The organism is Micromonospora sp. LH3U1 (assembly GCF_028475105.1).
Classification (GTDB): domain Bacteria; phylum Actinomycetota; class Actinomycetes; order Mycobacteriales; family Micromonosporaceae; genus Micromonospora.
This window is the reverse complement of the sequence record NZ_CP116936.1, coordinates 2,822,199-2,834,900: the sequence shown is the minus strand read 5'-3', so window position 1 is coordinate 2,834,900 and position 12,702 is coordinate 2,822,199. Positions and strand designations below refer to the sequence as shown.

7 protein-coding genes and 3 pseudogenes are annotated in these 12,702 nt (G+C 66.5%); 5 read left to right on the top strand and 5 right to left on the bottom strand.

Going from position 1 to position 12,702, the window contains the following annotated elements:
• Nucleotides 1-5 precede the first annotated feature (5 nt).
• On the bottom strand, nt 6-1,253 hold the full coding sequence (locus tag PCA76_RS12865; protein ID WP_272617883.1) for an FAD-dependent oxidoreductase: 1,248 nt from the start codon (nt 1,251-1,253) through the stop codon (nt 6-8).
• A 118-nt stretch (nt 1,254-1,371) separates the two neighbouring features.
• On the opposite strand from PCA76_RS12865, the pseudogene PCA76_RS12860 reads away from it, so the two are divergent.
• Nucleotides 1,372-1,908: pseudogene (locus PCA76_RS12860) on the top strand (ATP-binding protein); the annotation flags it as partial.
• Between the two features lie 923 nt (nt 1,909-2,831).
• On the opposite strand, the pseudogene PCA76_RS12855 reads toward PCA76_RS12860, so the two are convergent.
• A pseudogene (locus tag PCA76_RS12855) lies at nt 2,832-3,122 on the bottom strand (transposase); the annotation flags it as partial.
• Nucleotides 3,123-3,160: 38 nt separating this feature from the next.
• Here PCA76_RS12855 and PCA76_RS12850 point away from each other — a divergent pair.
• Nucleotides 3,161-3,286: pseudogene (locus PCA76_RS12850) on the top strand (integrase core domain-containing protein); the annotation flags it as partial.
• Here PCA76_RS12850 and PCA76_RS12845 read toward each other — a convergent pair.
• Complete coding sequence (locus tag PCA76_RS12845; RefSeq protein WP_272617881.1) at nt 3,283-4,449, bottom strand: PucR family transcriptional regulator; 1,167 nt, start codon at nt 4,447-4,449, stop codon at nt 3,283-3,285. The pseudogene PCA76_RS12850 and the gene PCA76_RS12845 overlap by 4 nt on opposite strands.
• A gap of 315 nt (nt 4,450-4,764) precedes the next feature.
• Between PCA76_RS12845 and PCA76_RS12840 the strand changes: the two genes are divergently transcribed.
• On the top strand, nt 4,765-5,169 hold the full coding sequence (locus PCA76_RS12840) for a hypothetical protein (protein WP_238670810.1): 405 nt from the start codon (nt 4,765-4,767) through the stop codon (nt 5,167-5,169).
• A 53-nt stretch (nt 5,170-5,222) separates the two neighbouring features.
• On the opposite strand, the gene PCA76_RS12835 is transcribed toward PCA76_RS12840, so the two are convergent.
• Nucleotides 5,223-5,438: a hypothetical protein gene (locus PCA76_RS12835; RefSeq protein WP_272619834.1), complete on the bottom strand. Its 216-nt coding sequence runs from the start codon at nt 5,436-5,438 to the stop codon at nt 5,223-5,225.
• Nucleotides 5,432-5,878 carry a hypothetical protein gene (locus PCA76_RS12830; protein ID WP_272617878.1) on the bottom strand — a complete coding sequence of 149 codons (447 nt, stop codon included), beginning with the start codon at nt 5,876-5,878 and terminating at the stop codon, nt 5,432-5,434. Before PCA76_RS12830 ends, PCA76_RS12835 begins: the two co-directional genes overlap by 7 nt.
• Before the next feature lie 1,245 nt (nt 5,879-7,123).
• On the opposite strand from PCA76_RS12830, the gene PCA76_RS12825 reads away from it, so the two are divergent.
• Nucleotides 7,124-8,611: a DUF6883 domain-containing protein gene (locus PCA76_RS12825; protein ID WP_272617875.1), complete on the top strand. Its 1,488-nt coding sequence runs from the start codon at nt 7,124-7,126 to the stop codon at nt 8,609-8,611.
• A 795-nt stretch (nt 8,612-9,406) separates the two neighbouring features.
• Complete coding sequence (locus PCA76_RS12820) at nt 9,407-12,334, top strand: type I restriction-modification system subunit M (protein ID WP_272617873.1); 2,928 nt, start codon at nt 9,407-9,409, stop codon at nt 12,332-12,334.
• Nucleotides 12,335-12,702: the final 368 nt, after the last annotated feature.

Below are 12,702 nucleotides of genomic sequence, written 5' to 3'. Positions count from 1 at the left end.
CGCAATCATGCCTCCGGCACGGTGACCCGGTGCAGTCGAGGTAACACGCGGGTCAGCACCCAGTGTGGCGCTGCCGCGTCTCCGGTGAGGCGGCGCATCAGCCGGGCGGCGGTGTCGACGGCACGGAAGGCGTAGGGCACCATCTCGTTCTGGTAGCGGGCGATCGCCTCCTCCATCGGCGCGCCGCTCATCCGGGCCTCGACCAGCTTCCTGCCGAGCAGGGCGGCGTCGCGCAGCGCCGTGTTGCCGCCGTGGGCGCCGAACGGCGGCATGACGTGCACGGCGTCGCCCATCATCGTGGCCCGGGGTACCGCCCACCGGTGCGGGCGTCGGCCGGTGGCGAAGAGGTTGAGCACCGTGGCGTCCAGCTCGGCGGTGCCGACCAGTCGCCGGACGAGCGGGTGGAAGTCCCCGCTCATCAGGCTGGCTTGTCTCCACAGCGCCAGCAGGTCGCCACGGATGCCGACGGGCACCTCCTCCTGCCGGAGCAGTAGTCCCCACATGACGTAGTCGTAGCCGGTGGGCGCATAGCTGCCCGGGGCCAGGCGCGCGAACGCTTCCTGCGGGTTCTCGCCGAACCGCATGGAGGTGAAGAAGAAGGCGCGGCCCGGCCGGTCGCCGATGGCAAGGACCCCGCTGGTACGCAACGCATCCGGGATGACGCTCTGACCGTTGCGATGCAGGGGCGACCGACCGTAGATGCCCGCCATCGGGGTGTTCTCCGGGTCCGCGTCGGGCATGAGCTGCGCGCGCAGCGCCGAGCCGACGCCGTCCGCGCCCACGACGACGGTTGCCGAGGCGGCCCCGCCGTCGGCGAACCGCAGCCGCAGCCCGGCCGGGCCGCCGTTCTCTACCGCGACGGCGTCCTTGCCGTAGTGGATGCGTTGGTGCAGCCCGGACTGCAGGATCGACCGCAGGGTCAGCCGGTCGACCTGGCGGGTCGCGTACGGATCGTCCTTGAACGTGATGCTGAATGCGTCCCGCAGCCGGCTGTCGGTGAAACGGAGCTGCCCGCCGGGCTCGTTCCCGGTGGTAAGCGCGAGGTCGTACAGCACGCGGGGCAGGCTCTCGCGCAGCGCCTCCAGCCCGTACCGGTCGAGGATGATCCGGTAGCCCTGCCGCCGGACGAAGGGGCCCGGGTCCCGCTCGTAGACGTGCACGTCGATGCCGGCGCGCATGAGGTACTGGGCGAGGCAGAGGCCGGAGAGGCCGGCACCGGCGATCACCACGGAGATGTCAGTCGATACGCCCATGCAGTTATCTTAATGACTAAGATGATTCGAGCAAGGCCACAGCACCGCGGTGAGGATCCCGCGACGCGAGTCGCCTGGTGGTCTTGTGTCCGGGCAGGGAAAAGCGAGATCATCACGCATGCTGGACCCCTCGCCCGAGGACGACGGAACCTCACCTACCGTTTCCACGCCACGTTTCGTCGGCCGCGACCGGGAGCTGGCAGCGCTTCGGGGCGCCCTGGCCCGTCCACCTGCGATCGTGCTGGTGGAGGGCGAGGCGGGCATCGGGAAGAGCCGGCTGCTGCGGGAGTGGTTGGCGGCGCCGGAGCAGCACACCGCCCTGGTCTCGGTGTGCCCACCACTTCGCGAGTCGCTGACGTTGGGACCGATCGTCGACGCGTTCCGTGGGATCGACCGCCCCGTGTCGCGGTTGCGGCTCACCGAACTCGCTGGTGCGTTGCGGCCCCTGTTCCCGGAATGGTCCTCGCACCTGCCGCCCGCGTTGCAGTCCCTGGGCGATGCGAAGGCGGCACGGCATCGCCTGTTCCGCGCCCTGGACGAGCTGCTGCGGGCTCTGCGTGTCGACGTCCGCGTGCTCGAAGACGCACACTGGGCCGACGAGGTGACGTTGGAGTTCCTGCTGTTCGTCATCTCCCGACAGCAGTCGGACGGACCGAGCCTGGTGATCTCCTATCGGCCGGAGGAGGTCGACGTCGGATCGCTGTTGCTGCGGCTGACGTCCCGGTTGCCCGCCGGCGTGACCCAGCTGAGGATCGCGCTGGCGCCCATGCGACCCGACGACACGGCGGCGCTGGTGTCCTCGATGCTGGACGGCAACCCGATATCGCAGGAGTTCACGACGTTCATGCATGAGCGGACCGGCGGCGTTCCTCTGGCTCTGGAGGAGTCGGTCCGCCCCATGAGCGACCGCGCCGACCTCGTCTTCCGCGACGGACAGTGGGTCCGACTGAAGCTACGTGAGCTACAGGTGCCGCCAACGGTGCGCGACTCCACCCGGGAACGGGTGGGCCGTCTGTCGCCGGCGGCGCAGCAGGTGCTGCGCGCCGCGGCCACATTGGCCGAGCGGTCATCGGTGGCCACGATCGCGATGACCGCTGGCCTGTCACCGGCTGAGTGCCGGGGCGCTGTCGCGGAGGCGGCCAGCGCCGGCGTCCTGGACGGAGACGACCGCGGCCGGTGGCGATTCCGCCATGTTCTGGCCGCCACGGCTGTCTACGAAGCGATCCCGTTGACCGACCGCAGGCACTTCCACCTGCTGGCCGGCCGGGCTCTGGAGGGCATCCATCCGCTGCCGGTGGCACCCCTTGCCCACCACTTCCGGGAGGCGGGCGAGACGCAGTCCTGGGCACGGTACGCCGAGCAGAGCGCCGAGCTGGCCATGGCCTCGGGTGACCACACCAAGGCTGTCGACCTGTTGTCATGGTCCAGACTGCCGCCGACGGACCGGGCACGGGTCGCGCGCATCGCCGGCGTAGCAGCACTGGGCCGTCGTGAACCAGTCGACGAGGTCTACCACCGTGTGATCCGTACCCTGCGCTCGGTGCTGGAGACCCCCGGCCTCTCCCCCGCCAGCAGGCCGACCCAGCGGCGGGGGTGCACGACGAAGCCTCGCTGGTTAGCGGGTTTGCGGACGATCTCCAGGGTGGTGCTCAGCAGGTCCCGGGTCCAGTCCACCAGGCGGCCGGCGAAGCCGGTGTCGGCGAAGATGTGCCGGATCGGGGTGGCCGCGTAGGTAGCGAGCAGGGCTCCTTTGGCGCCGTCGCGGTCCTGCCAGGAGGCGGCCAGGACCCAGACGGTGACCAGCAGGCCGAGGGTGTCGGTGACGATGAACCGCTTGCGGCCGTTGATCTTCTTGCCGGCGTCGTAGCCGCGGGTGGCGCGGGGCGCGGTGTCCGCGCCCTTGACGCGAGTCAGCCCGCCGAAACGCCCTACCCGCCTGGCTACACGAGTACAACCATCACAGGCCCCACACCGCGATCGGCAAACGCCCACCCATCAGCCGCTTAACCAACCTCCCTGGGCAGTACATTTAGCCGGCGAGGATCCGGGCGACGGCGGTGCTCAGCACGCGTACGCCGCGGGTCGATCCCGCCTCCAGCCCGGTCAGGTCGCGCACCCGGGTCAGCCGGTAGTCGAGCGTGCGCGGGTGGATGCACAGCGCGGCTGCGGTCTCGAGCCGGTTCATGTCGTGCTGGTAGTAGGCGTCCAGCGTGGCGACCAGGTCGGGGCCGGCGTCGAGTTGCGCCGCCACCACCTGGAGCCACTGCCCGACCTCCGCCAGCCGGGCGGCGCCCAGCTCGGCGAAGACGTCGGTGACCGTGTACGCGTGGCGCGGCACGGCCCGCACCGGTGCGACCTCGCTGACCTGCCGGGCCAGCGCCACGGCGTCGCCGAACGCGCGCACTCGCCCAGGCGCGGTGCCGGCCGCGCACGGCCGGCCGGTCATCAAGGCCACGTCGCGGGCCAGCGCGAGCCCGCGCTCGACCGCCGGCTGCCAGCCGCCCGGCGAGCTGGGGATCAGCGCGACCACCTCGTGCGGCTCCGGCCAGCTCAGCGGCATCCAGTGCGTCTTCAGCAGCGCGCCGGCGAACTCGTCCCGCGCCGCCTGGTCCGGCCCGGGCGACCCGCCGGCCACCCGGACCACCGTCGCGACGACGTGGTCGGGGACCGGCATGTGCAGGCCGCGCGCCAAGTCGGTCGCGCTGTCGTCGCCGGCCAGCAACATCACCGTCAGCAGCCGCACCTGGGCGACGGTCGCCAGCGTACGCCGCTGCCCCTCGATCCAGCCCCGGGTGTACGCGCCCTGGGCGGCCAGTCCCGCGGGAGCCAGCCAGGCGAGCGTGTGCATCGTCGCGGCGATGTCGTTCGGGCCGGCCGCCTCGTACACCTCGCGCAGCGTCAGCCGGGTGTGCACGAGCAGCACCTGCCGCTGCGCGGTCAGGGTGAGTCCCTTCTCGCCGCGCTGGCGGCCCATCGCGGCCATCAGGTCCAGATCCTGCACGTGGAACGGCGCGCTGTCCGCCGCGAGGTCGACCGTGCGCTGACGGAGGAAGACCGCGAAATCGAGCATCTCCGACCGCACCCGCGGCATGGCCGCGAGGTTGCGGTATTCCAGCAGCTCCTCCTGGTAGGCGTCCACCGCCCGGCGGGCGTTGTCGGCCACTCGCTGCCGCCAGAGGCTGAACAGACCGCCCATGCCGGTCAACGGTAATCGATGCGTTCCGGCCACGCCGCCCGGTTGACGCGGACCGGACAGCCTTGCGGACATTCGCAAGAACCGGGGTACGCCGGCGACCGGGTTCTCGCCCTGTCACGAAGACCCGGCCACCGGCACCCTGGAACGCTTCGCCATGGACGTCGGACGACGGCCCGGCCGGGTCGGGCGCGACCAGGTACGCGCCCCGGCCTCCGCAGATCGCACAGCACTCGAGAGGTGGTTCTGGTTATGACATGGCGTAGTCGACCCTCCGCCGGAGCACGATCCGGCATTCTCCGCGCATCCAGTCTGCTGTTGGCCGCGACGGCGATGCTCGCCGCGTTCATGGCCGCACCGTCCGCGGCGGTCGCGGCACCCGCGCCGAGCGGCGACGCGGCTGTCGCCGCCATCGGAGCCGAGCGGGCATCGGCGAGCTCCGCCGGCACGTTGAGCGTCACGACGTCAACGGCGGCCGCCGCCTCACCGGCGAAGGGCGGCGGTTTCTCGGTGATGTCGGGCTCCTGCCCGTACGCCGGGCAGTACATCGACCCGTGGCTGATCGTGTTCCAGGGCTGCACCCTCACCGGCCAGCCGACGACCGCGGTCAGCGCCCGGTGCTCCAACGGGGCCACCCTGGGCCCCGTGCACGTGCCGCCCGGCGTCTACGACATCTATGTCGACTGCTACCCGGCGTTCTTCAGCTCGCTCACGTTCATCTGATCGACCCACCCGGCACGGATCCCGTTGCGGGATCCGTGCCGGCGGTGCCGGCCTCAGGGCAGCGCGTCCAGGTGCGGGCCGACCGTGCTGGCGAAGCGGTTGCCGTTCGTCACGTCCCAGTTGACCGACCAGGTCATCGCGCCGCAGGACCGACAACGGTCGGCCGCGTCCGTCGACCGCGAGGTGGTCTTCGTGCTCGGCCCGCCCGCGGGATCGACCGATGCCCTAAAGGACCGGGTGGACACGGCCTGCGTGTTGGGGCTCAGCACATTGTCCAGTCCTCGACAGCCAGGACCAGTTGTTCCGCACGGGCAACCGAGATGCTGTGCTGTTCAGCAATATCCGCCAGCACTGCTTCCTCGCTGACGTCGACGTTGTCCTCGGTTGCCTGGTTGAACTCGGCGTTGAGCACATAGGCCTGCTCCGACGGCACCTGGCACTCATCAGGCTCCGACAGCTTGTCGCGAACGACGGCCTGATGCAGCCGGTAGCCCTGCCACGAAGCGGCGTCTCCGTTGGCGGCGTCCGTCCAGCGCCCCTCGGGCGCCCATTCGAACACCGCGTAGCTGGGCACCACCTCACGCCGGTCGTACGTGACAACGATTGACAGCGCCTGCCACCCCTGCCCTCGATGGCTCTCCACGATCTGCGTCGCCACGTCGATGACCTGCCGGCCGTCGACGGGAAAGACGCGTAGCTCGACCCGCAAGGCCAGACGGCGAGCGCCGGATCCGGAGCTGACGTCCCGACGCTCAAAGGTGTCGAAGACGGGTAGGCGCTGTCCAGGCGTCGGTAGCCGAGTCGGCTGTGCGGGGGCCGTGGCCGGTTGGCTAGGTAAAGCGGTGGTGCGAACCGGCTCAGGTGTTCGGGTACTTGGTGACGGCGTCGGTCCGGCGGCAGAGACAGTCGGAGCGGATTGAGAAGGTGGCGCCTCGCCGATGATCAAACCGACAGCGGTAAGAGCGCCCACACCGACACAGCACATGAAGAGTCCACCAACGACTACCACTGACAGGACGACTCCCACCCTCACGCCCGCCCGAAGCTGGGCAGCCGGAACCACCGGCTGCACCGAGGACCGCCCAGCAGACGGCGACGCGTCGACTCCAGGCGGATGCTGAGCAGATGGCTCCGACGAATCAGGTGTCTGCTGCACGGCGTCTCCAGTGAGAGGGCGTACGACAATTGTCGTGACCGCCGCAGCCACATACGCTCCGCCGAACAGTGAGACAGTCACCCCAGCCGAACGACTCACTGGTCGTCGAACGTCTACCCCGAGAAGCTCTACCAGCACGAACCTGCGACTTCTACAGCTGCCGGTTCCGCGCCCCCAGGCTCCTCCGTATCGGCTACCGTGACCGCGGGGTGTGTTGCCAGGCCAGCCCTCGTGGGAACGAGGAGATTTGAACCCAGGAAAACCTCATGCCAAGCCTCGTTCAGGGCTGGGTCATTGCTTGTCATTACTTGTCAAAACCCCTTGTTACCATCCGTAGCTATTTCGACCTTGTCATTGGCTGTCAAAAATGAGTGCTGAGCTGCACAGACACGGTCAGAGACCGATCGCCCCTTGTCACTGGTTGTCAACTTCAGGTGGGGGTTTTCGGGGGGTAAACGGGGGCAGGCCGACAGGACGTCGCCAGATCCGACCGTGCCCGTCGGGGCCTCCCGTCACCACGGGAACGAAGTACCCCCTCACTACCTCGTCGACTGACGACTCCACGAGTCCCGGTGGCCATTCGACCGCCGGGACTCGCTGCGCTGCCGGTCCTGATGGCGGCCGTCAGTGGGCGGCCCGGCCAGCCTGTGTCGGCGCGTCTGCGATGAGCCGCTCGAACTAGCCAGCCGCCTGCCCTGCTGGCCCCGCCACACCGTCACGCGGCGACGGTGCCCTCGCGCCCCCGCATAGAGACCGAATCGGTTAGACGATCTATGGTTAGCGGTCGATACTCATCTGGTGGACCCTCAGCCGGATGCCGTCGCCGCCCGCCCGGTGGCCGTGCTCGTCAACACTGAGGTCCAGTCGCTGGGCACCCACTACGGGATGACCGTCAAACGCAAGATCCTCGCCGCGATCCTGGCCGCCGACGACGACCGGGCCTGCCGGTTCGCCACCTGGTGGGGAACGCTGGACCTGCCGGCGCGGCGCCCAACATCGGTCGACGCCGCCACCTTTACCCTAGAAGTGGACCCGTCGCTGCTGTGGTCGAGCGCAGCCCAACTGGTCGCCGACGCCGATGCCCGCTGGGCTTTGCCCACCGAAGGGATTCCGTGGCAGCTCGGCTTCAACTACGGGGCCATCTACGTCGGCGTCCTGTCGGCGCTACCCGCCGCGACCTGCGACCGGCTGCACGACGCTCTGACCCCGCAGCCGTGGTACGTCGGCCTGGTCACCGTCAACCCGGCCCACGCGCTGCACCACCGGCTCTTCGACCTCATCGACGGGTGGTCGTACGCGAACGGCTGGGTCTACGACCCGAACCCTAACGACCATATCCACCCGCGCGAAATGTTCACCGGCCTGCCCGTTGACGGGTTCGGCCCCGGCCCGCACCCGTTGACCGGAGCCGAGGCCAGCATCCGCTGGGCACCGGGCCCTGACCATCCCGCCGAGTCGCCGGGTACCTACCAGGAGACGTTGATCGACATGGTGCGCCAATACACCGACGCCGAGCGGCCCCTGGCGTTCGCTGTCGGCCGCCGCCATCCCACCGTGGCCGACCTAGAACCGAAACTCCGCCGCTATGCCCTGGACCCCACATCCCGCGACGGTGCACCCAAGGCCCGCTTTTTCGCCCAGGCGCTGGGCATCGGTCAGGGCGACTGGCGGTTGCTCGCCATCCAACTGATCTCGAGGCTGCACGCCAGCGCCCCCGCCAAGTTCCGTGACGTGCCCGCCCACGGTGAACGCCAGCACCTGCGGTTCGAGACAACCGGCCCGGTCATCGGGCCCAACGGCCGCACCGCCATGGTCACTGCCGCGTGGAAGGCCGAGGACGACAGCCCGGTCCAACTCGTCACCGTCACCCCCGGCAAGAAACGCACGCCCGAGCCCGGTACAGCCGACGAACCGCCGCCAGCGGACGGCGAGCACATCACCTCGGCTACTGGCGACCTCCCCGGCGTCTATGCCATCGCCCATGCCGTGGCTGGGCAGGCCCGCCGCGACTGCCGGCCCACCCCGGTCGTCACCACCGGCGGGCAAGCTCCTAACGTCATCATTACCGAAGGCGCTGCTGGCTGCGCATGGGTAAACCTGCCCGCCGGGTCCGCCTTCGCGGCCTGGCTACTCGCGCAAGGTCATGCCCACCGCGGCGACGGTGGCATCACGCAGCTCACCGCGCCGAGCGCCTTCCACGAGCCGGCCCTGGCCTGGGCGAACGGGTTCGCGACGGTGCTACAGGCCGCCGGCCACGACTGCGCCGTCACCCACGCCCTCGACTGACGCCCCGGCTCTTGCCGCAGCGCAGCGGTCACCGTCAAGTGGGTGTCGCCGTCGACACCTCCCTGGGCCAGGTGAGCCCAAGATGAGACCGCCGGCCGCCGACAGCCGGGTCTCCGGTCTCGTCGATCAGCAGGACACCGTCGGGGTGCCCGAGACGAGCCGCGACGAAGTCCCACACGTCAACACGGACCTCGGCGTCGTCCCAGCTGGCCCGACCAATCAGGTCCTGCCTCCCGTCCGGACCGTCGTCACCTGCGTGCTCCGCGATCGTCCAGCAGCTTCTGGTCGCCAGCGGCGCCAGCAACCACGAATCCCGGACCCGACGCCCTGGCTCGGGCTGGCCAAACGCGCCCCGATCATGTCCCTCAGCTCGTCGAACAGCCCAGACCACCGCCGGGCGACCTGGAAAGTACCGACCAGGCTGCGCTGCAGCCCGCACCGGGCGACCCCGACCGTGCAGGCCACCCTCGTCCTACATCGCGTCAAAACCCGACCACCGAGGATGAAAAGGCTCAATCCCTTATGGCGTTGGGCGTCCGCTCGGGGAATGCGATCGGTGCCAGGGCCGGCTCGAGGTGCCACACCAGGTAGAACTCGGAGTAGCTCCCTCGTGGCTCGAACTATCGACCGGTCCAACCGTCATCTCATCGGACCGGGACGCCAAGCGGTCCTGGCGCTGGTCGAGCGCCTGTCGGTCCGCGGAATCATCTCAACGCCCCATGCCGTAGTCAATCACCCCGCACTAGCCTACGAAAGTCAACTCGACACGGCCGACCGCATGGGGACAGAAGCTAAGTGATCACCGGTGAACTGAAGAGTAAAATCGACCGCCTCTGGGACGCTTTCTGGTCGGGTGGGATCTCCAACCCGCTGGAGGTCATCGAGCAGATCACCTACCTGCTCTTCATCAAGCGGCTGGACGACCTACACACACTCGAAGAGAAGAAAGCGATCCGAACCGGCGAGCCAATGGAACGCCACATTTTCCCTGAGAGTTGCGACGACCAGGGATGCAAGTACGACGACCTGCGCTGGTCGCGGTTCGCGCATGCAGCGCCGAGCGAGATGTTCAAGATCGTCAGCGAGCGGGTCTTCCCCTTCCTGAGGACGCTGGGCGGCGACGAGTCGACCTACTCGCACCACATGAAGGACGCCCGATTCACAATCCCCAACCCGGCCCTGCTTTCCCGAGTTGTTGACATGCTTGATGGCCTCCGGATGGATGACCGTGACACCATGGGCGAGCTCTACGAGTATGCACTCAGCAAGATCGCCACGGCTGGCCACAACGGCCAGTTCCGAACCCCTCAACACATCATCCAGTCAGTAGTTGAGATGATGGCCCCGACGCCCACCGACGAGATTTGCGATCCGGCGTGCGGCACCGCCGGCTTCCTAGTTGAGGCTGGGGAGTACGTCCGCCGGACCCATCCCGACGCGCTTTCGGACACCATCCAGCAAAAACACTTTCACGAAGGCATGTTCCACGGCTTCGACTTCGACAACACCATGCTGCGCATCGGCAGCATGAACATGCTGCTGCACGGCGTCGAGAACCCGGACATTCGCTACCGCGACTCACTGGCCGAGAACGTCAGCGAGTCGGAAAAATACTCCCTGGTCATGGCCAATCCGCCGTTCGCCGGAAGCATTGACGCTGACAGCACCTCCAGGGACCTGCAGCGACTGGTCAAGACCAAAAAGACCGAACTACTCTTCGTGGCTCTCACTATCCGGCTACTAAAGCCTGGCGGTCGCGCTGCTGTCATCGTGCCGGACGGGGTCCTCTTCGGTTCAAGCAAGGCGCACAAGGAAATACGTCGGATCCTGGTCGAGGAGCACAGGCTCGACGGAGTCGTAAAGCTACCCAAAGGCACGTTCACGCACCACCTGGGAGTACCGGCAGCGATATTGCTTTTTACGAAAACCAACAGCGGTGGAACTGACCTTGTGTGGTTCTACGAAGTCACGGCCGACGGTTGGAGCTTGGACGGGAAGCAGACTCCCCTGTTGAGCTGGGACAAACTCGGCCCCACTCCTATCACGAAACTGACAGCGACCGAGCATGACATGAGCAACCTTCCGGACCTTGTGGCCCGATGGAAAGAACGCGATAACAGCGAGCGTAAGCGCAATCGGACCGACCAGAGTTTTTTGGTGGAGAAGCACAACATCGTCGCCAACGACTATGACCTCAGCCTCCAGCGCTATAGAGAGAGCAGGGAACAGCAACGGCTCCTCGAAGAAAAAGCATTGCGGCTAGGAGACTTCGCAGAGGTATTCACGGGGTGGGTTCCGGCTTCCGACCTGGATAGAACGGAGCGCCAAGAAGCAGTCCCAAAAGAGGTGCGGGTACTTCACCCCTCGCTCCTGACCGCAGTGTTGCCGGAGGTAGGACAACTTCCTGTCCGGAAGACAGGACGAGAACCAAAGCGACGTCTAAGTAGCGGCGACATCGTCGGCCGGGATTTGGGCGAATCTCGGCATTGGACAGTACTTCCCGAAACTTATGAAGGGGTCCAAGCCGGACAAGGATTGGTTGTGATTAGGCCGACGGGCCACGCATTCCCCCCTGAGTACCTGGTCGAGTACCTTTCAAGCAATCAAGCGGAGAGCCAGTTCCCCCGCTATGATGTTGTTCCTAGAATTCGGTCGGGTGGACTAGCCGATATTTTGATCCCGCCTTGCGATGGAAGTCATATTTCCATCACCTCTGCCATGCTCAAGGTGAAGGAGGGGGTGAAGGAAGCTCGCCAAATTCTAACCATGCTAGACGAATCTCGGGTGAAGGTGTTCGATAACTGTACGAGCAGTGAGCGACGGCTCCGGCTAGATGCTGCCGCAGAACTGAGCGCACTGACGGCGCAGAACCTGCGCAAACAGAAGCATCCTTACCAGGCCTTCCAGGACGCGTATCCCTATGCCATCGCTCGGGCTGTACGGCGCTTCCGGCACAGCAGTTCCCTTCAGGAGCGCCACGAGAGCGCAATCCAGTGCGTCGAATCACTTATTTTGTCCCTCGGTATCGTTTCGCTATCGCTCGCAGCAGACAGGGGATGGCAGGATCTGAGCGAGGTCACGAGCTGGTCAGAATCAGTAGAACGGGGTGGCGTGTCCCTCGGCCACTGGCTCGGAGTAATTAGAGCGGCTGGAAACTTCGCGAGGAAGGGCGGCGATGAAGCCGCTGGCTTGGCACAAGCGACAGCCACTCAAAAAGGAGGAAAGGGTCTTATTTCAGATCTCGAATCGCTTGTCTCTTTGAGGAATAAGGTTAGACATGGGGCAGGCCCTCGCACTCAGGCAGAGATTGAGAAGAGTCTCAACAATATCGAACAGCTAATGTTCAGGGGTCTCTCTGCAAGCTCGTTCCTCGCTAAAGCTAAATGGGTTTACCCGACGCGATTGAGCTGGGTGCCAGAGTCCGACAAATTCCGGGTCTCAGCCCTTGCGATCATGGGAGATCACCCGGACTTCGAGCCGCTAGAGTTCGACGCCTCACAACCCGTGGGTGACCATCGGCTTTACGTAGTAAGCGAAAATGGAGACAGGTTTCCCCTAGCCCCCTTCTGCGTCCTGGAGGACTGCCCCTCCTGCCTCACTCCGGAGCTCTACTACCCTGATCGACTTAGTCGATCGACGGCGCTGCTCAAGAGTTTGGATAGAGGGCATGAACTGGAAAGCACGGAAGTCTTCGCGGCTTTGTGCTCATGGATGAACCCTTGATGGACTTAGGCATAGGACGGGTGCGATGAGGCGTAACCGCCCCCATCAACGCGCTCGGTGCACGCCTCAGGTCCACCAAATGCGCCTTCCCTCGCCTTAGGACCAGTGCGTACTGGGAACGTGGAGTTTTGAGCCCACGAGAACCTCATGTCGAGCCTCGTTTAGAGCTTGTCATTGCTTGTCAAAACCCCTTGTCACCGACAGTAATCGGACCAAGCTTGTCATTGCTTGCCGAAAGCGGTCGCTGAGCTGCAGAGACACCGCCAGACGCTCATCACTCCTTGTCACCCTTCGTCAACGATCAAGCGGGGTTTTCGGGGGGGGTAAACGGGGGTCCCTCACGGATCCCCGCCAGGTCTGATCGCCCC